Origin of the sequence: Kocuria sp. UBA5001, from assembly GCF_002398425.1 — a bacterium.
Classification (GTDB): Bacteria; Actinomycetota; Actinomycetes; order Actinomycetales; family Micrococcaceae; genus Kocuria; species Kocuria salsicia.
Genome location: NZ_DGYR01000002.1, coordinates 99,291 through 124,251, shown reverse-complemented (window position 1 = coordinate 124,251; position 24,961 = coordinate 99,291). Strand labels below are relative to the sequence as shown.

Here is a 24,961-nt window from a genome sequence, read left to right as displayed (position 1 = left end):
CCACGCGGCGTCGCCGGACGCGGCGGACGAACCCGAACGAGGAGACGCTCATGGACCCCTTTGTCACCCCCGAGTGGCTGGCCGAGCACCGTGACGAGGTGGTGCTCGCGGACGCGCGCATGTACCTGGACGGGCGCAGCGCGGAGGCCGAGTACCTGCAGGGGCACCTGCCGGGCGCGGTGTTCGTGGACGTGGGCGCGGACCTCGCCGCACCGGCCTCGCCGGAGGGCGGGCGACACCCCTTGCCGTCGCCGGAGGACTTCGCGGCGGCCATGTCCCGCGCGGGCATCGGGGACGACGCCGTGGTGGTCGCCTACGACGACGTCGGCGGCGTGATGGCCGCGCGTCTCGTGTGGCTGCTGCGCACCACCGGCCACCGCGCCGCGCTGCTCGACGGCGGCCTGGACACCGCCGTCGAGCTCGAGAAGAAGCGGGCCGTGCTGCCCGCCGCAGACTTCGCCCCGGTTCCGTGGCCGCGAGAGGCCCTGGCGACCATTGACGAGGCCGCGCACGGTGCCGCGGTGGTGGATGCCCGGGACGCCACCCGGTACGCGGGCAACGCGCCGGACCCCGTGGACCCCCGCTCGGGCCACATCCCGGGCGCGGTCAACATCCCGTGCCGCAGCCACCTGACCCAGGACAGGACGCTGCGCCCCACCGCCGAGCTGCGCGATGCCTTCGAGCGTGCGGGCGTGACGGACGCGGACCAGATGATCTCCTACTGCGGCTCCGGCGTGACGGCGTGCCACAACCTGCTCGTGGCGGAGCACGCGGGTCTCGGGATGGGCCGGCTCTTCCCCGGCAGCTGGTCCCAGTACTCGCACACGGACCGTCCTGTGGAGACCTCCCCGGAGCCCGGTCCGGCGGCCTGAGACTCCCGGACGGGTACTTACGGTTTCCCGTGCGCAGTGCCAAGATGAAAGTCCGACAGCGACGATGCAGACGCAGGAGGCACGATCATGACCCAGCAGCCCGAGACCCCGGACCCCATCCAGTCCGCCGACCAGATCGACGATCCGGACCAGCCCACCACTGTGGCCGGCCAGGACGACTCCCGCGCCGGGCGGGACACCCAGCCTGATGACGCGGCGGACGGGGACCCCGAACAACCCCGCTTCACCCCGGTGCACGGAGACGCGAGCGCCCGTGATGCGCGCCCCGCGGACCGCACGACCGGAGGCAAGCCGCCCAAGGCCGTGCAAGAGACGGGCCTCCCCGTGGTGCCCGAGGGAACCGTGGACGCCCAGGGCGCCCGCCAGGTCGATTCCGAGGCGCTCGCTGGCACCCGCAAGTTCCAGCCGCCGGCCGGAGCGGACAACCCCAACGTATCGGCCAACCCGGCGAACCGGGAGGACGTCAACCCGCCCGCTTCGAAAGGCGACGCCGCGGGCTACGAGCGCGCCGAGGACATCCCCGTGGTGGAGCCTGTGCGCCACTCGGTCCCGGTCGAGGAGCGCGTGGAGGCGCAGGCGCGCGACTACGACCTCCAGACAACTGAGGACGGCGAGCGCTACCTGACGCCCACGGACGAGAACCCCACCGGCTGAACGCTCGCGTGATCTCTCATGCCCGGCCCGGCACCCGCCGGACCGGGCGTTTCCGTCCCCGGGGAATGGACCCGCGCGGGCCGGGGTGGGCCCGCCTCGCCGAGGCGCTGGCAGCGGACGAGGAGGACTGCCCGGTGCGTAACAATCGCGCCACATTCCCCGTTTTTCAGCCGTTCGGAGCCGCCTGTCCCCAGAAGAGGGAAAACCGTCTTGCGTGAACGTTTCCGCACGTCAACACAGGTTTGACGTGCGTCGAGACCGGGCTGCATGCAGACGCAAAATCACGAGACGGTTACATCGCCGTTTGTGCGTTGCCTCGCCCGGGTCTTCTTGTCACCCTGTTTGCTATGGCGAACAGGACTTCAGTGAAGACGTGGGTGGCCGGGTGTGCCCTGATCGGGGCCTTCGCGGTGACCGGCTGCGGTGGTGCAGCACCCTCGGCCGGGGACCCCCCCAGTGTCTCCGGGGACGCGCAGGGAGCAAGCCCGAGCGGCTCCGGCGGGGACGCCGCGGCGTCGTCGAACCCGTCCGGCGCGGCCTCGTCCGAGGCGACCTCGACCGAAGCAGCCCAGCCCGGGGCGACGCAGACGGGCACCACCGCGAGCCCGGACAGCAGTGAAGCCACCTACGAGCTCACCAAGACCTACACGGACCCGGACGGCCTGTTCACGGTCAAGTACCCCGAGAGCTGGAAGGCTCAGGAGAACCGCGGCTATCTGGAGCTGAGCAACCCAGACGGCAAGGTCAAGGGCAACGTGGCCTCCACCGCCACGCGCGCGCCGCGCGGCGAGTGGTTCACCAGGCCCATCCATCCCTTGATCGGTGACGAGACGGAGCTGTCCAAGCAGCTGCGCGAGAAGGTGTCCACGTACTCCACCTACGTGCCCGCACCGCCGCGCAGCGACAAGGCCGACTCCGTGCTGTGGGGCCTCACGGAGGGGGACAAACGGGGCATCGTCTCGATCCCCGGGGGCGGCAAGCGCAACGAGCTGTGGGCGGAGTTCTACTACTCCCCCGTGAACGAGGGCCACCGGCCCCTGCCCCAGCGTGAAGGGGTGGAGCTGGTCAACCAGATCAACCAGACGGAGGACGCGGGCACCGTGGACGCCATCCTCAAGTCCATCCGGGTGGGCGGCTGACGCCCCCCACCACGGCTGCAGACGGGGCTGCACACGCGGGGAGAGGGAGCCGGCGCGGTCATCCTGGCAGGACACCCATGACGAGGTTCACGGTGGCCGCCAGGATGACCGTGCTGAAGATGTAGGACAGCAGGCAGTGGCGCAGGATGATGGCGCGCAGGCCCGTGGTCACCACGTTGTTGTCCGAGACCTGGAACGTCATGCCCAGGTTGAAGGAGAAGTACAGAAAGTCCACGTAGCGCGGCGCGTCCTGGGTGTTGAAGTCGATTCCCCCGGCCGGGTCCTTGTAGTACTCGTGGGCGTAGCGGGCGCCGTACATCAGGTGCAGCACTGCCCACGTGAGGAAGATGGTCACGAGTCCCAGTGCCGCGGCCAGGGTGCGGGGCTGGTGGGAGCCCCCCACCAGCGCGCTGATGACGGTCACCAGGCTCACCACCGCGAGGGTCACCCCGATCAGCTCCTGGATCAACGGGTGGAAGTCCTCCCGGCCGGCGTTGTACCGGGTGCGGTCGGGGTCCATGGACCAGAGCACTCCCGCGGAGACCCCCACGTACAGCAGGGAGATGGTGCACATCCCCACGAGGAGGGAGAGGGACGTGCCCAGGAAGTTCACCGCCACCAGGAACGCGGCGGCTCCCGTGACGATGGAGCTCACCAGTCGGAACGAGGCCGAGGTCATCAGGTTGCGTCTGCTCAGTGGTGTGCTCATGACGTGCGCGTCCTTCCGGGAGGTGTCGGGCGGACGGACACTCCCTCGTGTGCGTGGGCGGAAGCCCGGAGGCGACGATGCCGCGGCGCTCCGATGCGGGACGTGCTGCGGTGACGGCGGGGACTCCATGCGCTTGGCCCTGTTCGTCTCGCGGGACACACTACGTGGCTCGTCACGCCGCCACGATTCTGGGACGCGGGCCCGGACCGCCGCTCAGCGCAGTTCCGCGGGAAGGCTCTCGAGCAGGCGGAGCCAGATCTCGGAGGCCGTGGGGTAGCTCGGGACCGCGTGGCGCAGCATGCTCACCGGCACCCGGCCCACGACCGCGATCGTGGCCCCGTGGACGAGCTCCGCGGCGTCGGGCCCCACGAACGTGGCGCCGAGCAGGTGCCCGGTACCCGCCTCGACCACGAGTTTCGCCCGTCCCGCGACGTCGTCACGCAGCAGCGCGGCGCCCGCTGCGCCGGTCATCGGGGACTCCGCCACGACGACGTCGTGGCCCGCTTCCCGCGCCGCCCGCTCGGTCATGCCCACCGAGCCGACCTCCGGGTCCGTGAACACGGCCTGCGGGACGGGGACGACGGTGGGTGCTGCGCTCTCCCTCGCGCCGGCCAGTCGGGAGCCGAGCACGCGGGCCTCGTACTTGCCCATGTGGGTCAGCAGGGCATCCCCCTTGGCGTCACCGATCACGTGGAGCCAGTCCGGCAGCGAGCCGGCGCGGACGTCCTGCGGGCTCACACCCACGGCGTCGAGGCCCACGTCCGCGAGGCGCGGGGTGCGGCCGGTGGCGGCAAGCACCTCGTCCACCTGGAGCTCGCCCCCGGTGGCGCTCAGGTGCACAGGGCCGCCGTGGACACGGCCCAGGCCGGTTGCGCGGGCGTTGTCGCGGGACGCGGACTCCACGGACGTGCCGAAGCGGACCGCCACGCCCAGTTCTTCCAGGGCGCTCCTCACGAGGTCGCCCACGAAAGGCTCCTGCCCGCCCAGCAGCGAGTCTCCGCGGACCAGCAGGGTGACCTCTGAGCCGAGGGCGGCCATCCAGGTGGCGGCCTCCACCGCCACCACGCCGCCCCCCACGATCGCGAGACGCTCAGGGACCTCCACCACGCCGGTGGCGTCCCGCGAGCTCCAGGCGTGGATGCCCTGCAGCGCGGGCGGCACCACGGGGCTCGAACCCGTGGCCACGACCACCGCGAGGCGGGCGGTCAGCGTGCGGGAACGACCGTTCTCGCCCACGAGCACCTCGCGGGGGCCGGTGATCTCGGCGTGGCCGTGGACCACGCGCAGACCGGCCTTCTCCGCCCAGCGCACCTGCCCGGCGTCGTCGTAGTGGGAGACCCAGGCATCACGGCGCGCGAGCAGACCGGCGCGGTCGACCTCCGGGGTGGTCACACCCTGCAGGTGCCGCGCGGTGGCCGCCACCTCGAGCGGGCGCAGCAGGGCCTTGCTGGGCATGCACGCGTAGTACGAGCAGTCCCCGCCCAGCAGCGACTCCTCCACGATCACGGCGGACAGCCCGCCGTCGTGCGCGTACTGCGCCACGTTATCCCCCACGGGACCGCCGCCGATGACGACGACGTCCGCGTCCAACTCGCGCGCCCCGCCGTCCTGGCCGGTCGTCTCAACTGTGCTCATGCCAACTCCGTTCGCTGCGGGTGTAGGGGTGAGTCTAGGGGGTGTGATCACCTCAGGTCAGGGGCGCGGACGATGGACCCCTCCGCCTGTTGCGCCGGATGGTGTTGGGCACCCTCAGCGCCGACGCCCGGAGACCTCCTGCGAGAAGACTGTCATCCAGTAGTCCGGGAGCACGTCCCGCAGCCTCTTCCACACCACCTGCGCGGGGTCCTCCGGTGCCGTCACACCGACCAGCACGTCGGGCCCGTGGACAGCCAGCCGTTCCCGGCACACTCCGCACGGGCGGAGGACCAGCACCCGCCCGGTCTCGTCGCGGTGGAGGCACACCGACGCAATGATTTTCTGGTTCGGGCGGAACGCCCCCGCGGAGGGCTCGATCTCGTGGCACACCTCCACCGCCGGGTTCACCGCGTCCGGTGCCGTGCCGGTGAGAATGGTCCCATCCGCGAGCAGCATCGCGGCTGCCCCGCGTTCCCCGCCCCCGGGAAACCGCTGCGCGATGAGGTCTTGGCATGCGTTGACCGCGCGGTCCAGCTCTTCGCCATCCATGCCCTGACTCCAGGCGGCAGACACGCACCGTCCCCTGCCACTACACGATGTGAGACTGACCCGGCGGGACGCCCCGCCACTCCCAGGCCGTCCAACCGCTACTGCCGGAACGCCCCCGCCAGGTTCCGCGCCCCGGCAGCCAGCAGTGCGACGTCGGCGCCCACGTTCACGAAGTCCGCGCCCGCGGCGAGATAGTCCCGCGCCTGGTCCTGCGCGAACGCGTTGACGCCCACGAACTTGCCCGCCGCCTGCACCGCGGTGATCACGTGCTTCACGGCGGCGACGACGTCCGGGTGGGTCTGCTGCCCGATCAGCCCCATGGAGGCGGCGAGGTCCGAGGGGCCCACGAACACGCCGTCCACCCCGTCCACCGCGGCGATCTCCTCGATGCCCGCCACGGCCGCCGCGGACTCCGCCTGCACCACAAGGGTGATGGTCTCCCGGGCACGCGGCAGGTAGCCGGGGATCCCACCCCAGCGCCCGGAACGCGCCAGTGCCGCACCCACGCCGCGCACGCCCGCGGACGGGTACGCCACGGACCGAGCTGCGGCCTCCGCCTCGGCCACGGAGTCCACCATGGGCACGATCAGCGACTGCACCCCGAGGTCCAGGTACTGCTTGATGATGACCTCGTCGTTGTCCGGCACCCGCACCACGGAGAGCGTGGGATAGCCGGCGATCGCGCGCAGCTGCGCCTGGATGGACTCCAGGGACAGGGGCGAGTGCTCGCCGTCCACCAGGAGGTAGTCGAAGCCCGCACTCGCGCAGATCTCCGCCGCGGTCGGATCACCGGAGGACAGGAAAATACCCGTGATCGGGTCCTCCGGTGTGCGCGGCAGCGCGAAGAGGTCCTTGAGGCTCGGCAGCACGCCCGGCAGGTTGGCGGCGCCCTCAGCGCGGAAGGTGTGGATCAGCTCGTTCACTCGAAGCGACACGTGATGGCTCCCAGCTGTCCGTAGTCGGCGTGGACGGTGTCCCCGGGGTGCACCCACATGGGCTTGGTGAAGGACCCGGCGAGCACGATGCTCCCGGCCTCCAGCGCGTCCCCGTGCGCGGCCAGCTTGTTGGCCAGCCACACCACGCCGTTCGCCGGGTGGTTCAGCACCGCGGCGGCCACGCCGGTGTCCTCCAGCGTCTCGTTGCGGTACAGCAGCGCGGAGATCCAGCGCAGGTCCACGCTGTCCGGTGCCACCGGGTTGCCGCCGTAGACCATCCCGCCCAGCGCGGCGTTGTCCGAGATGGTGTCCACGATGGTGCGACCCTCCATCTGGATCCGTGAGCTGAGGATCTCCAGCGCCGGCACCACGTACTCGGTGGCCCGCAGCACGTCGAAGATGCTCACGTTGGGCCCGCGCAGCTCGTCCTTGAGCACGAACGCGAGCTCCACCTCGATCCGCACGTTCGAGTACTGCCCGTGCTCGATCACCGAACCGTTCTCGTGCACCTGGTCCGCGAAGATCGCCCCGTAGTCCGGCTCGGTGATCCCCGTGGCCTCCTGCATGACCTTGGACGTCAGCCCGATCTTGCGGCCCACCAGCCGCCGGCCGTTCTCCTGGGCCCGCCGGCGCCACTCGTTCTGCACCGCGTAGGAGTCCTCCACGGTCATCTCCGGGTGGCGCAGCGTGAGCCGCTCGATCATCGTGCGGTTCGCCTCCGCGGCGGCCAGTTCGTCCGCGATGGCCACCACGCGTTCCTGGTCAAGCATGTCCTTGCCTTTCGGTTGGTCCGTGCGGCGTGGGCCGCGCCCGCCAGGGTGAACGGGCACGGCTCACGCGTAGGAGGCGGGCCTCAGAGCTGGTGGCCCATCTTGTACTCGCCCTGCTTCCACTCGGGCATGGACTCCTCGCCCTCCTCGGGGCGCGTGTAGGAGAAGCCGTCCGCGCCGATGGTCACCGCGAGCTCGGAGTCGTCCGTGCGGGAGACGACCTCCTGGGGATTGCCGTCCAGGTCCAGCACCAGGGAGGCGTCCGTGTACCAGGAGGGGACCACGGGGGTGCCCCACCAGTCGCGGCGCTGGTTGTCGTGGACGTCCCACGTGACCACGGGGTTGTCCGGGTCACCGGTGTAGTAGTCCTGCGTGTAGATCTCCACGCGGTGCCCGTCCGGGTCCCGCAGGTACAGGTAGAACGCGTTGGACACGCCGTGGCGCCCGGGGCCGCGCTCGATCCGGTCCGACTGGCGCAGCGCACCGAGCTTGTCGCAGATGGCCAGGATGTTGTGCTTCTCGTGGGTCGCGAAGGCCACGTGGTGCATGCGGGGGCCGTCCCCGCCGGTCATGGCGGTGTCGTGCACAGTGGGCTTGCGGCGCATCCACGCGGCGTACACGGTGCCCTGCTCGTCCTGGATGTCCTCGGTCACGCGGAAGCCCAGGTCCTGCATGAACTTGGTGGCGCGGGGCACGTCCGGGGTGACCTGGTTGAAGTGGTCCAGGCGCACCAGTGCGCCCGGGGTGTAGAGGTCGTAGCGCCACGCGAGGCGCTCCACGTGCTCCACGTCGTAGAAGAACTCGTAGGGGAAGCCCAGCGGGTCCTCCACGCGCACGGACTCGCCGATGCCCTTGGTGAACCCCTCGGGGCGGCGCTCCACGCGGCAACCGAGCTCCTCGTAGAAGGCCACGGCCCTGTCCAGGTCCTCCGGGGTGCGCACGCGGTAGGAGAACGCCGCCACGGCGGCCACGGGGCCCTGGCGCAGCACCAGGTTGTGGTGGATGAACTCCTCGATCGAACGCAGGTAGACGGTGTTCGCATCCTCCTCCGTGACCGTGAGCCCCAGCACGTCCACGTAGAACTCGCGGGACTTCACGAGGTCCGTGACCACGAGCTCCATGTACGCGCAGCGCAGGATGTCCGGCGCGGGCACGGAGGGGGTCGTGATGGGGTTGTCGGTGGTGATCGGGGCTTCCTGCGAAACATAGAAGCCCGAGGACGTCATTGTCCGATCAGCGGGATTCGTCATGGTGTGTCCTTCGTGGTGAGGGTGCTTCGTGATGGCGGTGAAAGGGTCGTGGGGGGGTCTGGCGCCTCCCGCAGCCGCGGGCCGGGCGGCCCGCGGCGGGGCGAGTGTGGCGCGGACGTGCTGCGGGGGCTCAGCCGTCCGTCTGGGCGGCGGCGTCCTCCTGCTTGCCGAACACCGGGTTGTGCACCTCACCCAGGTTGATGTGCACGGCCTGCTGGTCCGTGTAGAAGTCGATCGAGCGGTAGCCGCCCTCGTGGCCCAACCCCGAGGCCTTCACGCCGCCGAACGGGGTGCGCAGGTCACGCACGTTGTTGGAGTTCAGCCACACCATCCCCGCCTCCACGTTCTGCGCGAAGTTGTGGGCGCGCTTGAGGTCGCTGGTCCAGATGTAGGCGGCCAGGCCGTACTTGGTGTTGTTGGCGAGCTCCAGCGCCTCCTCCTCCGTGTCGAACGGGGTGATGGCCACCACCGGACCGAAGATCTCCTCCTGGAAGATCCGGGCGTCCGGCTTCACGTCCACGAACACCGTGGGCGCCACGTAGTTGCCGGTCTCGAAGCCCTCGGGGCGGCCGCCTCCGGCCACCAGGCGGGCCTCCTGCTTGCCGATCTCCACGTAGGACATGACCTTCTCGTAGTGTTCCGGGTGCACCAGGGCGCCCACCTCGGTGCTGGGGTCCGAGGGCAGACCCACCTTCACCCGCTTGGCCTGCGCGGCGTAGCGCGCCACGAACTCGTCGTAGATCCCGCGCTGCACCAGGATGCGCGAGCCCGCAGTGCAGCGCTCGCCGTTGAGGGAGAACACCCCGAAGATCGTGGCGTTGATCGCGGCCTCCAGGTCCGCGTCCTCGAAGACCACGGCCGGGGACTTGCCCCCCAGCTCCATGGACAGGCCCTTGAGGTACGGGGCGGCGTTGCCGAAGATGATCTGGCCCGTGCGGGACTCGCCCGTGAAGGAGATCAGGGGCACGCCCGGGTGCCTGACCAGGGAGTCACCGGCGTAGCCTTCTTCGCCGAAACCGTTCACCAGGTTGAACACACCGGCGGGCACACCGGCCTCCTCGAAGATGCCCGGCCACAGTGACGCGGACAGCGGGGTGAACTCCGCGGGCTTGAGCACCACGCAGTTGCCGGTGGCCAGGGCGGGGCCCAACTTCCAGGACTCCAGCATGAACGGGGTGTTCCACGGGGTGATCAGACCGGCCACGCCAATGGGCTTGCGGTTCACGTAGTTCACCTGGCGCCCGGGGACCTTGTAGGCGTCGTCGATCTGGGCCACGATCAGGTCCGCGAAGAAGCGGAAGTTCTCCGCCGCGCGGCGCGCCTGGCCCAGGGCCTGGGTGATGGGCAGACCGGAGTCATAGGACTCCATGGCTGCCAGCTGGTCACCGCGGGACTCCACAATGTCCGCGATCTTGTGCAGAATCCGGGAACGCTCACGCGGGAGCATCCTGGGCCACGGGCCCTCCTCGAACGCCTTCCTGGCGGCGGCCACGGCGGCCTCGATGTCCGCCTTCTTGCCGGAAGCGGCCGTGATGTAGGGCTCGTTGGTCACGGGGTTGAGCACGTCGAACGTGTCGCCGTCGATCGAGTCCACCCACTCGCCGCCGATGTAGTGGCGGATGGAATCGGGAAGGTTCTCGGGCTTGGTGTCCTGCAGAGCGGCCATGTGATGGCTCCTCGAATCTGTGGATGCGTCAGTGATTGCTTGTCTGTGGGTCACGCGGTGTGCCGCTGCGCCTCGTCCGGCTCCCCGCGGCTGCTGAGATAGCTGCGCAGGGTGGCCGCACGGTGCTGGCGCACGGCACGCTCCACGGCGTCCGCCGGGGCGTGGGTCTCGATGAGGTGGAGGATCTGGTGGTGCTCGTTGACCGAGGCGCGGGCGCGCTCCGGGACGAACGAGAACGTGGAGGTCCTCAGGTGGTTGAGGCGTTCCCACTCCACCGTGACCAGGTCGTTGAGACGTTCGTTGGGGCACCGGCACGCGAGCACGCGGTGGAACTCGTGGTTGGTCTCCGTGAACGTCTGCGGGTCGAAGTTCTTCAGGGAGGCTTCCATGGAGGCGTTGAGCTCGCGCGCGTGGGCGAGGTCCTCGGCGGTGATGTGCGCGGCGGACAGCGCGGTGGCCGCGCCCTCCAGGACCGCCAGGACTTCCATGCTGTAGGTGTACTGCTCGCCGTCCACCATGGACACCCGTGCGCCCACGTTGCGCTCGAACGTCACCAGCCCCTCGGCTTCGAGCCGTCGGATGGCCTCGCGCACCGGCACCACGGACATGCCCAGGGTCTCGGCAATGCTCGCGAGCACCAGGCGGTAGCCCGGGGAGAAGGCCTGGGACATGATCTGGGCCTTGATCCAGTCGTACGCGCGCTGCGCCTTGGAGGGTGCGGCATTCGCGGTCAGAGGCATGTGGTCCTCGGTTCGGTTCGGTGGGTTCGGGGGGGGTCAGGCGCGGGTCACTCAGAGGGCGGCGGGTTCTCGGCCAGCCACTGCTGGAACTTCTGCTTCCACTCCCCCGTGGGCGGGAACAGCCCGTCCACCGGGTGGCCCTCGGCCACGCGCTCGGCTACCCAGGCGTCCTCGTGCTCCTTGGCCAGGGCATCCTGGGCCACCTCCTCGGCGAGCTCTCGCGGGATCACGACGACGCCGTCGTCGTCCCCCACGACCACGTCACCCGGGAGCACCGTGACGTTGCCACAGGCCACGACCACGTCCGACTCCCACGGCACGTGCCGCCGGCCGAGCACGGCAGGGTTGGGGCCCTTGCAGAACACGGGCAGCCCGATCTCCTGCACCGCCGCATAGTCACGCACGCCGCCGTCCGTGACCACACCGGCCGCGCCGTTGTAGCGGGCCCGCAGCGCGAGGACGTCACCGAGGGTCGCGGAACCGGTCTCCCCGCGCGCCTCGATCACGATCACCTCGCCCTCGCCCACGGCGTCGAACGCGCGCTTCTGCGCGTTGTAGCCGCCGCCGTGACTCGTGAAGAGGTCCTCGCGGTTGGGTACGAAGCGCAGGGTCTTGGCGGTGCCCACCAGCTTGGCGCCGGGGGTCTGCGGGAAGACGTCCGCGACCACCACATTGTTCAGCCCGCGCTTGCGCAGCTGGGCGGAGAGGCCCGCGGTGGGGGCCTTGTCGAGCTTCGCCCGTAGCGCCGGGCTGAGCGTGTGCTCCCCGCCCTGCTCGGGCAGTCCCGCGGCGTCGCGCGAGCCCCACGCCTCCTCGCGCTGGGTGTCGTTCACGGCGGGCATTGCGCCCAGGCCCTCGTCGAAGCCCTCGCTGCCCTCGGTCACGAGGCTGAGCAGGCGGCCCGACGACGGCGCTCCCGCGGCGTGCGGCGCGTCCACCTCCACCTCCACGACGTCCCCGGGCTGCGCGACCGAGGACCCCGCGGGTGTGCCGGTGAGGATCACGTCCCCCTCCTCCAGGGTCACGTGCTGGGAGAGGTCCGCCACGAACTGGGCGAGCGGGAAGATCATGTTCTCCGGGGCCGTGGTGTCCTCCTGCACCACCTGGCCATTGAGCCACGTGCGCACGCGCAGCTGCTCCGGGGAGACCTCGCGGGCGTCGATCAGCGAGGGGCCCAGGGAGGTGTAACCGTCCCGGCCCTTGTTGCGCAGGTTGGAGCCCCTGTCCGCGGCGCGCAGGTCGTAGAGGCCCCAGTCGTTGGAGGCCGTCACGGCGGCCACGTGGTCCCACGCCTCCTCCAGCGACACGTTGCGGGCGGGCGTGCCGATGACGAGGGCGATCTCCCCCTCGAACGCGAGCAGCTCGGTGCCCGCGGGGCGCTCAACGACGGCGCCGGAGCCGGCCAGGGAGCTGGCGGGCTTGAGGAAGTAGGACGGCACGGCGGGCTTGCGACCGCGCTGGGCCGCGCGGGACTCATAGGCAACGTGCACGGCGACGATCTTGCCGGGACACACCGGCACGGGCTGCGCGGCGGCGGTGCCGTCCGCGGCGTGCTGGGCGTTCTGGGGGTTCTCGGTCACCGTGACCGCCTCCTCGTGATCGGCAGAATGTTATTCAAAATCGTATATTATTTGACCAGAGGCGACAAGTGGCTTGCGTCACACCATTGTGAGGGGCAACGGCCCGGCGGGCAGGACCCGGGCCTGTGACCCGCGAAGCTCCCGGGGCGACCACGCGTCACACTTCGGTGGGATCGAGAACATCCTGTTACCCGCACCACATATCGTATATGATCTGCACGACAGACTTTCATGCGCACCGGTCCACGGCGGTCCGAGCACTGTGGCTCGCACCGCACCGCAGGCCCGTCCCATCGCAGAACGCAGGAGAAGGCATGCTCTTTCATCAGAACGGATACGTCTCGGAGGACCCCCGCGTGGAGGAGGCCCGCGGCCACGGAGTGGACCGCCCCGAGGACCTCCCGGACACCATGGACGTGCTCATCGTGGGGTCCGGTCCGGCCGGTGTGATCGCCGCGGCGCAGCTCTCCCAGTACCCGGAGGTCAGCACCCGGATCATCGAACGTCGCACCGGGCGCCTGGAGATCGGCCAGGCGGACGGGCTGCAGGCGCGCAGCGTGGAGACGTTCCAGTCCTTCGGCTTCGCCCAGGAGATCATCCAGGAGGCGTTCATGCTCCGGGAGATGTGCTTCTGGAACCCGGACCCCACCAACCCGCAGAACATCGTGCGCACGGGCCGCCCCGCGGACGACCCCCACGGCATCTCCGAGTTCCCCCACATGATCGTCAACCAGGCGCGGGTGCTCGACTACTTCCTGCGCTCCGCCAAGCGGGGCCCCGGGAAGATCGAGCCGGACTACGGCATCGAGTTCGTGGGCCTGGAGGTGGACCAGGAGCAGGAGTACCCGGTCGCCGTCACCGTCCGCTACGTTGCCGGTCCCCGCGAGGGCGAGGAGCGCACGGTGCGCGCCCAGTACGTCTTCGGCTGCGACGGCGCCGCCTCCCGAGTGCGCAAGGCCATCGGCCGCAAGCTCGAGGGCAAGGGCGCCAACCACGCGTGGGGCGTCATGGACGTGCTCGCCAACACGGACTTCCCGGACATCCGCACCAAGTGCGCGATCAACTCCGTGCACGGCTCCATCCTGCACATCCCGCGCGAGGGCGGGCTGCTGTGCCGCATGTACGTAGACCTGGGAGAGGTCCCGGAGGACGACAACCACGAGATCCGCAAGACCCCCGTGGAAGAGGTCATCCGCCGCGCGAACGAGATCATCCACCCCTACAGCGTGGACGTGAAGTCCGTGGCGTGGTCCTCCGTGTACGAGGTGGGCCACCGCCTCACGGACCACTTCGACGACGTCGACACCGAGGACCGCGGCACCCGCTGCCCCCGTGTGTTCATCGCCGGGGACGCGTGCCACACCCACTCCGCGAAGGCCGGGCAGGGCATGAACGTGTCCATGCAGGACGGCTGGAACCTGGGCTGGAAGCTCGGGGCCGTGCTCTCGGGACGCGCGGACGAGTCCCTGCTGGACACCTACTCCGAGGAGCGGCAGGACATCGCCAAGAACCTGATCGACTTCGACCGTGAGTGGTCCACCCTGATGGCCACCCCGCAGGACAAGCTTCCGGACCCCAAGTACCTGGAGGAGTTCTACGTCAAGACCGCCGAGTTCCCGGCCGGGTTCATGACCGAGTACAAGCCCTCGCTGATCGTGGCCGGAACCGAGCACCAGGACCTCGCGGAGGGCTGGCCCGTGGGCAAGCGCTTCAAGTCCGCGAAAGTCCAGCGCGTGTGCGACTCCATGGTGGTGCACCAGGGCCACGAGGCCACCGCGGACGGGCGCTGGCGCATCCACGTGTACGCGGACCCCGCCGTGGCCGGTGCGGACTCCCCCACCACCGCGTTCGCCGAGTGGCTGCAGAACGACCCCGCCTCACCGCTGGTGGCCTACCGCCGCGAAGGCGACGGGGACGCCACGCTCTTCGACGTGGACGTCACCTACCAGCAGCCCTCCACGGACGTGGACATCACCAAGGTGCCGCGCGCGTTCAAACCGCAGGTGGGCCCATTCGAGCTGAACTACTGGGAGCGCGTCTACGCAGCGATCCCCGGCGAGGACATCTTCGACGTGCGCAAGATCAGCCGCGACGGCGCCATTGTGGTCGTGCGCCCGGACCACTACGTGGCCGCCGTCCTCCCACTGGATGCCACCGCTGAGCTGGGCGAGTTCTTCGCCGGGTTCCTGCGCAGGGGGTGACCCGCAGGGCCCCTGCTGCCCCCGGGGATGAAACGACCCGCCGCGCGCTCCTTGGGGGAGTGCGCGGCGGGTTCTTCGTGCAGACCGGGGTCAGTGGGAAATGACCACGCTCGCCTCGGAGGTGTTGACCCGGAACGTGAGGGTCTCACGCAGGTACAGGTCCACGGTCTCAGCCGTGTGAGAGGAGTAGCCGATCGCGGTGTCCAGACCCAGGTGCAGCTCGTAGTCGCCACCGCGCGCGGAGAGCAGCAGGGCGTCGTCGAGCGCGGGGGCCCAGATGATGCTGCCGTCGCCCAGGATGCGGGAGATGTGGTCGTAGATCGGGTAGCCGTGGTCGGTGGTCTCCGTGACCTCCGTGTAGAGGTCCGCGGGCAGCAGCAGGTTGTACGGCCCGGCCACACCGGCCAGCCGCAGCTCCGTCTTGGCCTTCGCCACCGCGTTGGGAAACTCGCGGACGTCCTGCGGCATGGTGACGCGGCCGTTGTCGCTCGCGGGCGCGATGCCCTGGATCCCCGCGGCGTCCGAACCGTAGAACACCGTGCGGTCCTCGGCGGAGGCCAGGGCCACGGCGGCGTCCTTGACGGGCTGCCAGTCCGGGTCCGTGGCGCCGCGCTCGACGTCGTCCACGTCCGAGCGCTTCACGGTGAACGGCGCGCGCAGCTCCACCACGCGCACCACGTGGCGCTGCAGCGCCTGCACGCCGCTGGTGTCCGCCTCGATGCGACTCACGTGGCCGGTGCCCAGCGCGGAGAACTCCGCTCCGGCGGGCTCCGGCATGTCGACGACGCGGCGCGCGGCCACGCGGGCCCGGAAGGTCCTGCGGGCCTCGTCCTCCATGTCGGACCAGGCTGCGGAAGATATGGGGGCGAGATCGCGGTACAGGTTGTTCATCGTCAGCTCCTTGGATCAGGTTGTCGTGTGGTGGGTCCGGCTCGTGTCAGGGTCGCTTCAGGCTGCCGATGCCCAGGGAGCCGTCCGCTGGGGCGGCGGGCGCAGGGGAGGCGGACACGGCGTCGTCGTCCGGGGCGTCGGCACCGGAGGATGTGTCCTGGGCGGGAACCGTGGTGGGGTCGTCCAGGAAGGACCTGGGCGGGGCGAAGAACAGGCCGCCCGTGACCGCCGTGGAGAAGTCGAGGATGCGGTCGTACGTGCCCGGCGGGTTGCCGATGAACATGTTCTCCAGCATGGTCTCAGTGACCGCGGGGTCCGCGGCGTAGCCGATGAAGTAGGTGCCGAACTCGGCCGAGCCCACCTCGCCGAACGGCATGTTGTCCCGCATGATCTCGCGGGCGTGGCCGTCCACGTCGTCGAGGTCGTTCAGTGCCACGTGGGAGTTCGCCGGCTTCTGCTCGTCCGACATCTCAATGTCCTCGAGCTTCGAGCGCCCGATCACCCGCTCCTGCTCACCCGTGGACAGGGCCTCCCACTCGTCCATCTGGTGCAGGTACTTCTGGACGAGCACGTAGCTCCCCCCACGGTAGGAGGGGTCCTGGTCGCCCACCACGGCGGCCGACTGGGCGTCCTCGTCCTCCGGGTTGGCGGTGCCGTCCACGAAGCCCAGCAGGTCCCGCTCCTCGAAGAACTTGAAGCCGTGGACCTCGTCCTGCACCCGCGTGTACGGGCGCAGCCTGCTCATCAGCTGCTTGGCGAGTTCGAAGCACACGTCCTGTGTGCCGGCGCGCAGGTGGATGAGGATGTCCCCCGGGGTGGCCGGTGCGGAGTGCACCTCCCCGTGGAACTCCCGGAACGGGTGCAGGTCCCTGGGCAGCGGAGCGTCGAAGAGCCGACCCCAGGCGTCGTGCCCGATGCCCACCACGCACAGCAGGTTGCTCGTGGGCACACGGAACGAGACCGCCTTGGTGAGGTCCGAAACGCCGGTCAGGACATCCGCCACCTGGGCCTCCGCGCCCTCGTTGACGGTGAGGACCAGGAACATGGCGGCTTTGGCCGGTGGGGCCACGATCTTCTGAGTGGGCATGGTCCCTCCATGGGGTGAGCGGGCTACCGTTGCGGGCCGATGACTGATCCCACAGTAGCGCCCGAGCCCACCTCCTTCAGTGGGCCGCGCCCGAGCCCACCTCCTTCAGTGGGCCGCGCCCGTCTCGATGAGCAGCACGCCGCCCACGATCAGCACCAGCCCCAGGCTCATGACCCACGTGAGGGGTTCCTTGAAGACGAGACGGCTGATCACCGCCGTCAGCGCCACCCCGGCGGCGGCCCAGATGCCGTACGCCACCCCGAGCGCCATGCCCTGGGCGAGCACCGCCGCCAGCAGGGTGAAGGCGGTGAGGTAGCCCGCCACCACACCGATCCACCACCTCCCACCGCCCGCGCTCGCCATGCGCAGGCAGACCGTGGCGGTGACCTCCGAGAGGATGGACAGCGCGAGGAGCAGAAGCGGGAACGCGGTCATCGGGTGGCCTCCGTTGCGGTGGGGGTCGAGCAGAGGCTCCCGGGCGTCCGGCCGTCGCCCGCCCCGCTCTGGTCCGCCCCGCCCCGCCTGTCCAGCTGTGAGCCGACCTCCACGAGCAGCACGCCCAGCATGACGGCCACGAGACCCACGCCCATGAGCAGGGTGATGGGCTCGCCGAAGATCAGCATGGACATCACGGCGGTGGCGGCCACCCCGGCGGCACCCCAGATGCCGTAGCCCACGCCCAGACTCATGCCGTTGCGCAGCGAGACGAACAGGCAGACGAACGCGCCCCCGTAGCCGAGCGTGGCCAGGGCGTAGAAGCCGGGCGACTCCACGGCGGCCTTCATGGACAGCGAGCCGATCACCTCGCAGCCGATCGCGAGGACCAGGAAGAGCCACTTCTTCACGAGTCCGCCCCCTCTGCCCCGAGGCCTTCCGCCGTGGGGCCGTCCCCTACCAGGCCCAGGGTCACGTCCACGACGGCGCGCCGGTGGTCCTCGTCCAGGTCCAGCATCCCGAGGCAGCGGTCGATCCACGCACCGTCCGCCACCAGGCGGGCTGCCACGATGTTCGGGCGGTCGGAGTCCCCGAACCACTCGCTCATGCGCTCGCTCCACCGGGCGGCAAGCTCCGGACGCAGCCGTGAGTCTGCGAGGACGGCGAGGTCCGGACGCAGCCGTGAGTCTGCGAGGACGGCGAGGTCCGCCGGGTCCAGCTCGTTCAGCAGCGCGAACTCCACGTAGGCGCGCAGGCGTGTGACGGCGTCCGGGTCTGGTCCCGCGCGATGCATCAACTCCGTCTCCCAGTGGTCGAGCAGGTGGTCCACCACGGCCACGGAGAGCCTGTCCTTGGTGGGAAAGTGGTGCACCACCCCGGGCTTGGTGATGCCGACGGCGCGCGCCACGGCGTCCAGCGTCAGGGCATCCCCCGCGCGCAGCACGTCCAGCGCGCGGTCGAGGATCTCGGGTTTGGTCGTCATGCGGTGCAACCTACCATACGTATGGTAAGCATCGCCGAGTTGGCACGTGCCGCGAAACGCCGTGCGGCTCGGCCGGAGCACGTGCCCGAGAGCGTCCCAGTGACCGCGGCAGATCTCCTCGGTGCGTGCTCGGCTCGGCAACCGGCGGCCGGCCGCGGGTGCGATGACCTCCTCCGAACGGCGGTCACAACCCCCTGAACTGCTCCACCACGTCCGTCGCGGTGGTCTCCCGGCACGCCGCGAAGCCCGTTCCGGCCCACAGGTTCAACCCCGCGGGGTCCTGCGCGGAGGCCGCCCGCAGCGGGGCCGTCATGTGGTGGACCTGCGGGTAGCCGCTGATCTGCTCGACCTCCAGCCGGTCGGTGAACGCGTTGCGCAGCGCCCGAGCCGCCCGCCCGGAGAACACCCGGGTCACCACCGTCTCCCCAAACCTCCCGCTCAGCAGTGCCTCGCGGTGCGCCGGTTTGGTGCCCGCCTCCTCGGTGGTCAGGAACAGCGTGCCCACCTGCACGGCGTCCGCGCCGCGCTCCATCAGGTCCTCCGCGGTCTCCCGGTCTGCCACACCGCCCGCGGCGATCAGCGGCAGCGCCGTCGTCTCCCGCACCGCACTCACGAGGTCCGCGGTGGAGATCTCCAGGGGGGTTTTCGCCTGGCCGTGGGTGGCCCGGTGGCCCCCGGCCTCGCTCCCCTGCACCACGATCGCGTCCGGGTCCAAGACCAGCGCCGCGCGGACCTCGGCCTCGTCGGTCGCGTTGAGCACCACGACCGTGCCCGCGGACCGCAACCGGGCGACGTCGTCCGGGGACGGCAGCCCGAACGTGAAGGAGACGAGCGGTACGGGGTGGGTGACGAGGTGGTCGAGCTTGGCGGCGTAGTGGTCGTCGGAGAACTCGCCGGGCTGCGGCGCGGCCACGCCCAGCTCAGCAGCCACCGGGGCCAGTGCGCGGGCGTAGGCCTCGAGCTCCCCAGGGTCGGACGGGTCCTGCTCAGGGACGAAGAGGTTCACGCCGAAGCGGTCCGTCTTCACGGCGACCTCCCGGATCTCCTGTGCCATGGCCTCCACGGTCTTGTACCCGGCGGCGAGCATCCCCAGCCCGCCGGCCCGGGCCACGGCGACCGCGAGCGCCGCGGTGGACGGCCCGCCCGCCATGGGCGCCTGGAGCAAGGGCACGGGCAGTTCGCTGAGGGGGTTGGTCACGGCGTCTCCTTAGACTGGCGGGCATGTCCGCTTCCCATGATGCTCGCCCGGGTGCCCTCGCGTCCTCTTCGAGTCCCCCGGCTGCTCCGATTGTTCCAACCGCCTCGGCTTCCCCCGCCGACGACGACGCCCGCCCCGTCATCAAGGTCACCGGCGTGGTGCTGCGCCGGGCCCGAGACGGCCACGTACTCACGGTGCGCAAGCGCGGGACGTCCATGTTCATGTTCCCCGGGGGCAAGCCCGAGGCCGGGGAGTCACCCGTGGAGGCGGGCGTCCGCGAGGTGCGCGAAGAGCTGGGGTTGGACCTGTCCCCCGCGGACCTGATGACGGTGGGCGAGTGGCACACGGACGCCGCGAACGAGCCGGGCCACGCCCTGCACAGTCACGTCTTCCTCAGCACCGTCCCGCTGGAGGGCACGCCGACGCCCGCAGCCGAGATCGAGGAGCTGCGCTGGCAGCCGCTCGACGGCGTGGAGGACGTCGAGGACCTCGCGCCCCTCTCCCGGTGGCATGCGATTCCGGCAGTGCGGGGGATGGGAATCTAACCCCGGGAGTCGTCGACCGCGGTCTTCTCAGCAGGCGGTATCTGCCCCGTGTTCTCCAGCATTCGTGAGCGAGCCCTGCGGCTCAAGAACTGGATGATCACGCTGAACGTGGCGAACGCGGCGGTGTAGGTCACGTAGTACCACCCGAACTCGTGGTCCGGAACCATGAGAATGATGAACGCGGTAAGCCCCAAGAAGAAAAAGAAGTACGCCAGCCATGCCACGGCCGCCCGCCACCCCGTGTGCGGGTAGTAAGGATCTGCTCTCAGAATCTCCTGCCGCCGGGGCCGGGACTCGCCGGAGGCCCCGCCGGGGCGCCCTTCGCGGAGACCGCTCCGCCATCCCGTTGTAGATGCCACTGCCGCTCACCTGTTCCGATCGTTCCACAGGAAATCTCCCGAGCAATCACCGTCTCAGACCCGTCTCCGCCGGGACAATGGCCGTTCGGCCAGAGTTTCCGAGGACAGGGGCACTGCCCCGAATACAACGGGGCAGTTGCGGACGCCTGGCCCGACGACGCCACGGTCACGTCCCGCAGCACGGTTCCGGTCGGCTGCGCGGAGGCCAGGCAGAGGCCCACGCCGTAGCCGACGAGCGGCAGCGCGACGAGCCACGCGGAGGTGCTCGGCCCCATGAGCAGGGCCAGCACCACCACGCCAACCACCTCGAGACCGAGCCCGATCAGCACCGTCCCCGGCGCGGCGAACCGGGCGGCCAGGTGGCGGGCGGAGGCACCGGAGATGAACGCGCCGACCGCCATGGCGGCGGCCAGGTGGCCCCACGAGAACGTACGCAGCTGGAAGAGGTCCAGGTCCAGCAGGGCAGACCGGCGGACACGAACCCACGGGACGTCCCACGGAACAGGGCGTTCACCGTGGACAGGGTGGACGGCATGATGAACGCCGCACCCAGCGCCTGGACGGCACGAGCTGCGATCAGTGTCCCCGCCGTGCCGGACAGTGCCGCAAGCAGGCTGCCCCGGCGAAGACCACAAGCCCCGCGGCGAGCGCAATCAAGTCCCTGCGGATCGGGGCGGGGTCGTTCTCGACGTCACCCGGTTGCGGTTGCGCCGCAGGTGTCCGCGCCGTGGTCAGGCCTTCAAAGATGGTTCGTGCCGGTGCGCCGTCCCGTGGGCTCCTGCCCGGCGGCACCTGTGCTGGCGCGAGCTCTATCCGCCCGGTCCATGCGGGTGCATCTTCCCGTGGCGGCGTGAGCTCAGGTGCGGCGCATGACCGTGGCCGCGTCCACGGGGACGTCCCCTGTGCCCGGGACCGCGGCGTCGTCGTCCGTGAGACCCGCAAGGGTGACGTCCCAGAAGGGCGTGGGGGCCGTGGTCCCCAGGTCCTCGCGGGGGACGGCGTGGGTGTCCTGGGAGCGGTCGTCCACCGGGGCGCGCAGCAGCGTGGCCGTGGCCCAGCCGTGGGTGAGGAGGTAGTGGTCGCTGTCTGGCTCCTCCGGGCCGGTCTCCGCGCTGTAGGTGACCGCGATGTGCTTCTCGTCCCCGCGGCCGATCTGCGCCTGCACCGCCCCGAAGCTCGCCAGGTGGGCGGGCTTGAGACCGCGCAATCGCCCGGGGGCCACGTCGGGGACGTTGAGGTTGAGGATCCACTCGTCGAAAGGCCGGTCCTCCCAGTGCTCCAGCGCGAAGCGGGTGACCAGCAGGGCCGTGTCCCAGTGCTGCGGGGCGCCTGAGGTGATGGAGACGGCGATCCCGGGGATGCCGTGGGACGCGGCCGTCAGCACCGCACCCACCGTCCCCGAGTGCAACGTGGCCTTGCCCGTGTTGGCCCCCAGGTTCACCCCGGAGAGCACCATGTCCGGGCGCTTGCCGAACGCGCCGTAGGAGGCCAGGAAGGCAATCAGAGCGGGGGCGGCCTTCACACCCACGCACTCCACACCGTGGGGCATGTTCGGCGGCGCGGCCTCCACCAGGGCGATGCGGCCATCGACCTCCTCGCCGGACAGCGAGGCGCTGGCACCCGAGTACTCCTCGGCCGGGGCGGCCACCGTGACGCTGTGCCCGCGGTCCAGGGCTGCCTGCGCGAGAACCGCAAGTCCCGCGGAGGAGATGCCGTCGTCATTGGTGACCAGGATGTGCATGGGCACCATGGTGGCACGCGGCGTGCGAGCGGGCCAGGGTGGATCCGGACGGGAGCACGCGGTACCGGACGGAACGGGGCGGTGCCGGGCAGGTCCGGCGCGACGCCTCAGGAGACGGTGCGCACGGTGATCTGCCGGGCGAACTTCTCGATGGTCGTGCGGTTGCCCGTTCCCAGACCCCGGCGGGCCACGTTCAGTGCCCCGGCGGAGGCCCCGAGCGCGACGGCGTCCACCAGGTCCAGGCCCCGGGCGAGCCCCACCGAGATCCCCGCGGTCATGGAGTCCCCGGCGCCGCGGTGGTCGAGTGGGGTGATCGACGGCGCGGAGACCTCCCGCACCCGGTTCTTCTCCACGAGCAGGGCAGGGTCCTTCGCGCGGGAGACGACCACGGCACCCGCGCCACGCTCCAAGAGCATCCGGCCCGCCTCGACCAGCGACTCCGGGGTGTCATCCGAGCCCAGGTCCAGGTCCCGGACCTCCTCGTGGCTGATCTTGAGCACGTCCACCTTCGCGTCCACGGCCGCGAGCGCCGGGGCACCGCTGACGTCGGCGACCACCGTGGTTCCGGCATCCCGGGTGTCCCGGATGAGGCGGCCGAAGAAGGACGCGGGCACCACGTCCCCGGGCTCCGCTCCCGTGACGGTGAGGACGTCCGAGGCCAGCGCATCCACGAACGCCGTGCCGTAGAGGTCGTCCAGCTCGTGGCGGGAGAGCTCGGGAGGGGGCATGTGGGCCACGGTCTCGCGATCCTCGCCGCGCAGGTCGTAGACATACCCGCCGTTGCCGTAGCCGTAGCGCACCGCGTTGACCTGCATGCCGAGCCCGTCCAGCATCGAGCGGATCAGGGCGCCCAGCTCACCGCCGAACGGACCGCTCACGGACACGTTCGCCCCGAGCGAGCTGGCCATGCGCGCCACCCACAGGCCCTGCCCGCCAGGGTGCATGTGCACGTCCGACTCGTGCGGGCTGCGGTTGCGGTACGCCGCCGGCTCCGTGATCTCGGTGATCAGCAACGGAGTGGGCACCAGCACGGACAGGCGCGGTTTCTGGGGGCTGCGGGTCTCGGTCACGAACGAAAGCTACAGGAGAGGGCCGCTGGTGAACAGCACATCAAGGTGCCACCATGGTGGGATGAATGCCACCGCACCGATTCGCATCGTGGAGGGACAGGCCGCCAGTGAGCACACGCTCAAGGCCCTGAGTTCCTACTTCAGCGAGCTGGACAACAGGATCGACGGCGGCTTCGACCCGGAGCTCACCGAGGTCACCCGCCCCGAGGACGTCACCCCGCCGCACGGCGACTTCTTCCTCATGACGGACCTGGTCACCGGCTCCGTGATCGCGTGCGGGGCCGTCCGCAGGATCGACGACGAGCGCGTGGAGCTGCGTCGGATCTGGGTCACCCCCGAGCACCGCGGGCAGGGCCACGCCCGCACCCTGGTGCGCGCCCTGGAGAACAAGGCGCGCTCCTTCGGTGCCACCACCGCTGTGGTCTCCCTCAACCCGGAGATGACCGAGGGCGTCGCGATGTTCCGCAACCGCGGCTACGAGTCGGTGGAGTCCTTCCACGACGCCACCACGGCCTCGGTGTTCCTGGCGCGGCAGCTCTAGCGCCGCGGCCGGTCCCCCGGTGCGGCCGGTCTGACATCTGAGGTGTAGAAGTACCCGGATTCTGTGCCGCTGGGCCGTCATCTCTACACCTCAGATTCGCGGGGTCCCGCGCCGGTGACGACGACGCCGCTCGCCCCCCGAGCGCGCGAGGCTCAGGACCGCGCGTCCCGCGTCTTCTTCTCGTTCGCCTTCTCGATGGCCGCCACCAGCTCGTCCTTGCTCATCTCCGAGCGCCCCTGGACGTCCAGCTCCTGAGCGATCCCGTAGAGGTGCTCCTTCGTGGCGTTCGCATCCACTCCCCCGGCGGTGTCCTCGGAGTTCAGCCCGCCCTTCTCCGCGCTCACGTCCGAGGGGCCGTTCTCCTCCTTGGGCTCCCAGCGGTCCCCGACCTTCTCGTGGGTGTGCTTCACGGCGGCCCACGCAGTGCGGGCGGCCCGGGCGTCGTCGTCGTACTCGTCCTGCGCGGCGTCGTAGGTCTGCGCGAACGTGTCCTGCGCCTTCTCGTCCGAGCGCCGCAGCGTGGACGGGATCTCGTCCTGGATCGCGTGGCCGTTCTTCTTCGCCTTGGGCACCGCTGCCTCCTGGGTCCGTGCCGGAATGGTGGGCACCTCCGATCCTAGGGACGACGACGCCGCCCGCCCCACCCTTTCGGGTCCCCCTGCGGAGTTCTCTGGGCACTTGTGCGCCTTGAGCTGAATCCGCTCAACTTTGCTGCGCAGGGTCTTGGCACTCGCTTGGGGTGAGTGCTATCTTTTCAGTAGTTGAGTCACAGGGACTCAAGAAACGTGAAGGCTCCACTCCCAGGGGATGAACAGGACGGCGGGGCACCTCACGGTGGCACCACGCATGCAAGGAGCAGACATCATGGCTACTTTCGATCCGTTCTCCGAGGTCCAGAACTTCGCCAACCAGGTCCTCTCCAGCCGCAACGGGCTGGAGCAGATGCCCATGGACCTCTACCGCCAGGGTTCCGACTACTTCCTCGCGGCTGACCTTCCGGGCATCGACCCGTCCAGCGTGGACGTGGACGTGGACGGCCAGCTGCTGACCATCCGCGCTCAGCGCCGCCTGCCCTCCGCAGAGAAGGACACCAAGTGGATCGTGCGGGAGCGCCGCAACCACTCCTTCGTGCGCCAGCTGAACCTGGGTCAGGGCATCGACACCGAGAACATCACCGCCGCCTACGACAACGGCGTGCTCACGGTGCGCATCCCCGTCTCCCCCAAGTCCCAGCCGCGCAAGATCCAGGTGGCCACCGGCCAGAACCAGGACAACGTGGTGCTGGAGCACGGCGGGAAGTCCGAGAAGTCCGACGAGAAGAAGGACTCCGAGAACTGACGGCACCACGGTTCGACATCATGACGGTCTGACGGCGTCCCGTCATGACGGTC

27 protein-coding genes are annotated in these 24,961 nt (G+C 70.2%); 7 read left to right on the top strand and 20 right to left on the bottom strand.

Features of this window, described 5'->3' with window-relative positions; translation table 11 throughout:
• Positions 1-50 precede the first annotated feature (50 nt).
• The 3 genes from B3G12_RS02220 (at position 51) to B3G12_RS02210 (ending at position 2,686) form a co-directional block, all read left to right on the top strand.
• Positions 51-872 (top strand): sulfurtransferase, encoded by an 822-nt coding sequence (locus B3G12_RS02220; protein WP_145011655.1) that lies wholly within the window; start codon positions 51-53, stop codon positions 870-872.
• An 87-nt stretch (positions 873-959) separates the two neighbouring features.
• Entirely contained in the window at positions 960-1,547 is a 588-nt protein-coding gene (locus tag B3G12_RS02215) for a hypothetical protein (RefSeq protein ID WP_290498875.1), read from the top strand.
• Positions 1,548-1,894: 347 nt separating this feature from the next.
• Positions 1,895-2,686: a hypothetical protein gene (locus B3G12_RS02210; RefSeq protein ID WP_186366757.1), complete on the top strand. Its 792-nt coding sequence runs from the start codon at positions 1,895-1,897 to the stop codon at positions 2,684-2,686.
• A gap of 58 nt (positions 2,687-2,744) precedes the next feature.
• On the opposite strand, the gene B3G12_RS02205 is transcribed toward B3G12_RS02210, so the two are convergent.
• The 9 genes from B3G12_RS02205 to B3G12_RS02165 all read right to left on the bottom strand — a co-directional run bounded on the left by B3G12_RS02205 (position 2,745) and on the right by B3G12_RS02165 (position 12,520).
• Positions 2,745-3,395 carry a DUF1345 domain-containing protein gene (locus B3G12_RS02205; RefSeq protein WP_094393334.1) on the bottom strand — a complete coding sequence of 217 codons (651 nt, stop codon included), beginning with the start codon at positions 3,393-3,395 and terminating at the stop codon, positions 2,745-2,747.
• Between the two features lie 213 nt (positions 3,396-3,608).
• Positions 3,609-5,030 (bottom strand): dihydrolipoyl dehydrogenase family protein, encoded by a 1,422-nt coding sequence (locus B3G12_RS02200; protein ID WP_290498873.1) that lies wholly within the window; start codon positions 5,028-5,030, stop codon positions 3,609-3,611.
• A 114-nt stretch (positions 5,031-5,144) separates the two neighbouring features.
• Positions 5,145-5,579, bottom strand: coding sequence for a cytidine deaminase (locus B3G12_RS02195; RefSeq protein ID WP_094393332.1), 435 nt, complete (start codon positions 5,577-5,579; stop codon positions 5,145-5,147).
• Positions 5,580-5,677: 98 nt separating this feature from the next.
• Positions 5,678-6,448 carry an HpcH/HpaI aldolase family protein gene (locus B3G12_RS02190; RefSeq protein WP_290498905.1) on the bottom strand — a complete coding sequence of 257 codons (771 nt, stop codon included), beginning with the start codon at positions 6,446-6,448 and terminating at the stop codon, positions 5,678-5,680.
• 50 nt (positions 6,449-6,498) lie between these two features.
• Positions 6,499-7,284 (bottom strand): 2-oxo-hept-4-ene-1,7-dioate hydratase, encoded by a 786-nt coding sequence (gene hpaH / locus B3G12_RS02185; protein ID WP_290498872.1) that lies wholly within the window; start codon positions 7,282-7,284, stop codon positions 6,499-6,501.
• Between the two features lie 83 nt (positions 7,285-7,367).
• Positions 7,368-8,534: a 3,4-dihydroxyphenylacetate 2,3-dioxygenase gene (gene hpaD, locus B3G12_RS02180; protein ID WP_290498871.1), complete on the bottom strand. Its 1,167-nt coding sequence runs from the start codon at positions 8,532-8,534 to the stop codon at positions 7,368-7,370.
• A gap of 130 nt (positions 8,535-8,664) precedes the next feature.
• Positions 8,665-10,200: a 5-carboxymethyl-2-hydroxymuconate semialdehyde dehydrogenase gene (hpaE, locus tag B3G12_RS02175; RefSeq protein ID WP_290498870.1), complete on the bottom strand. Its 1,536-nt coding sequence runs from the start codon at positions 10,198-10,200 to the stop codon at positions 8,665-8,667.
• Positions 10,201-10,250: 50 nt separating this feature from the next.
• Entirely contained in the window at positions 10,251-10,940 is a 690-nt protein-coding gene (locus tag B3G12_RS02170) for a GntR family transcriptional regulator (protein ID WP_290498869.1), read from the bottom strand.
• 47 nt (positions 10,941-10,987) lie between these two features.
• On the bottom strand, positions 10,988-12,520 hold the full coding sequence (locus B3G12_RS02165; RefSeq protein WP_290498868.1) for a fumarylacetoacetate hydrolase family protein: 1,533 nt from the start codon (positions 12,518-12,520) through the stop codon (positions 10,988-10,990).
• A gap of 314 nt (positions 12,521-12,834) precedes the next feature.
• Here B3G12_RS02165 and B3G12_RS02160 point away from each other — a divergent pair, with 314 nt between their 5' ends.
• Positions 12,835-14,721: an FAD-binding monooxygenase gene (locus B3G12_RS02160; RefSeq protein ID WP_290498867.1), complete on the top strand. Its 1,887-nt coding sequence runs from the start codon at positions 12,835-12,837 to the stop codon at positions 14,719-14,721.
• A gap of 90 nt (positions 14,722-14,811) precedes the next feature.
• Here B3G12_RS02160 and B3G12_RS02155 read toward each other — a convergent pair whose 3' ends face one another.
• The 6 genes from B3G12_RS02155 to B3G12_RS02130 form a co-directional block, all read right to left on the bottom strand.
• Entirely contained in the window at positions 14,812-15,612 is an 801-nt protein-coding gene (locus B3G12_RS02155) for a family 1 encapsulin nanocompartment shell protein (protein WP_102613629.1), read from the bottom strand.
• A 46-nt stretch (positions 15,613-15,658) separates the two neighbouring features.
• Complete coding sequence (locus tag B3G12_RS02150) at positions 15,659-16,699, bottom strand: Dyp-type peroxidase (RefSeq protein ID WP_290498865.1); 1,041 nt, start codon at positions 16,697-16,699, stop codon at positions 15,659-15,661.
• A gap of 105 nt (positions 16,700-16,804) precedes the next feature.
• Entirely contained in the window at positions 16,805-17,134 is a 330-nt protein-coding gene (locus B3G12_RS02145; protein WP_102613631.1) for a DMT family transporter, read from the bottom strand.
• Positions 17,131-17,544 carry a DMT family transporter gene (locus B3G12_RS02140; RefSeq protein ID WP_290498858.1) on the bottom strand — a complete coding sequence of 138 codons (414 nt, stop codon included), beginning with the start codon at positions 17,542-17,544 and terminating at the stop codon, positions 17,131-17,133. Before B3G12_RS02140 ends, B3G12_RS02145 begins: the two co-directional genes overlap by 4 nt.
• Positions 17,541-18,116 carry a TetR/AcrR family transcriptional regulator gene (locus B3G12_RS02135; protein WP_290498857.1) on the bottom strand — a complete coding sequence of 192 codons (576 nt, stop codon included), beginning with the start codon at positions 18,114-18,116 and terminating at the stop codon, positions 17,541-17,543. The genes B3G12_RS02140 and B3G12_RS02135 overlap by 4 nt, the downstream gene beginning before the upstream one ends.
• A gap of 184 nt (positions 18,117-18,300) precedes the next feature.
• Positions 18,301-19,314 carry an NAD(P)H-dependent flavin oxidoreductase gene (locus B3G12_RS02130; RefSeq protein ID WP_290498855.1) on the bottom strand — a complete coding sequence of 338 codons (1,014 nt, stop codon included), beginning with the start codon at positions 19,312-19,314 and terminating at the stop codon, positions 18,301-18,303.
• Positions 19,315-19,337: 23 nt separating this feature from the next.
• Between B3G12_RS02130 and B3G12_RS02125 the strand changes: the two genes are divergently transcribed.
• Positions 19,338-19,859, top strand: coding sequence for an NUDIX hydrolase (locus B3G12_RS02125; protein WP_290498853.1), 522 nt, complete (start codon positions 19,338-19,340; stop codon positions 19,857-19,859).
• On the opposite strand, the gene B3G12_RS02120 is transcribed toward B3G12_RS02125, so the two are convergent.
• The 4 genes from B3G12_RS02120 to B3G12_RS02105 form a co-directional block, all read right to left on the bottom strand.
• Positions 19,856-20,083: a hypothetical protein gene (locus tag B3G12_RS02120; protein WP_290498852.1), complete on the bottom strand. Its 228-nt coding sequence runs from the start codon at positions 20,081-20,083 to the stop codon at positions 19,856-19,858. The genes B3G12_RS02125 and B3G12_RS02120 overlap by 4 nt on opposite strands.
• 41 nt (positions 20,084-20,124) lie before the next feature.
• On the bottom strand, positions 20,125-20,619 hold the full coding sequence (locus B3G12_RS12385; protein WP_349678110.1) for a hypothetical protein: 495 nt from the start codon (positions 20,617-20,619) through the stop codon (positions 20,125-20,127).
• Positions 20,620-21,074: 455 nt separating this feature from the next.
• Complete coding sequence (surE, locus tag B3G12_RS02110) at positions 21,075-21,959, bottom strand: 5'/3'-nucleotidase SurE (RefSeq protein ID WP_290498851.1); 885 nt, start codon at positions 21,957-21,959, stop codon at positions 21,075-21,077.
• A gap of 107 nt (positions 21,960-22,066) precedes the next feature.
• Positions 22,067-23,029, bottom strand: a complete 963-nt coding sequence (locus B3G12_RS02105) for a 1-phosphofructokinase family hexose kinase (protein ID WP_144942989.1) — start codon at positions 23,027-23,029, stop codon at positions 22,067-22,069.
• A gap of 61 nt (positions 23,030-23,090) precedes the next feature.
• Between B3G12_RS02105 and B3G12_RS02100 the strand changes: the two genes are divergently transcribed.
• Complete coding sequence (locus tag B3G12_RS02100) at positions 23,091-23,570, top strand: GNAT family N-acetyltransferase (RefSeq protein ID WP_144942990.1); 480 nt, start codon at positions 23,091-23,093, stop codon at positions 23,568-23,570.
• Positions 23,571-23,722: 152 nt separating this feature from the next.
• Here the strand turns inward: B3G12_RS02100 and B3G12_RS02095 are convergent, their stop codons facing one another.
• Complete coding sequence (locus B3G12_RS02095) at positions 23,723-24,142, bottom strand: ChaB family protein (RefSeq protein WP_290498903.1); 420 nt, start codon at positions 24,140-24,142, stop codon at positions 23,723-23,725.
• A 292-nt stretch (positions 24,143-24,434) separates the two neighbouring features.
• Between B3G12_RS02095 and B3G12_RS02090 the strand changes: the two genes are divergently transcribed.
• The gene (locus tag B3G12_RS02090; RefSeq protein ID WP_144942991.1) at positions 24,435-24,908 is read left to right on the top strand and encodes an Hsp20/alpha crystallin family protein; all 474 of its coding nucleotides are present in this window, start codon (positions 24,435-24,437) and stop codon (positions 24,906-24,908) included.
• Positions 24,909-24,961: the final 53 nt, after the last annotated feature.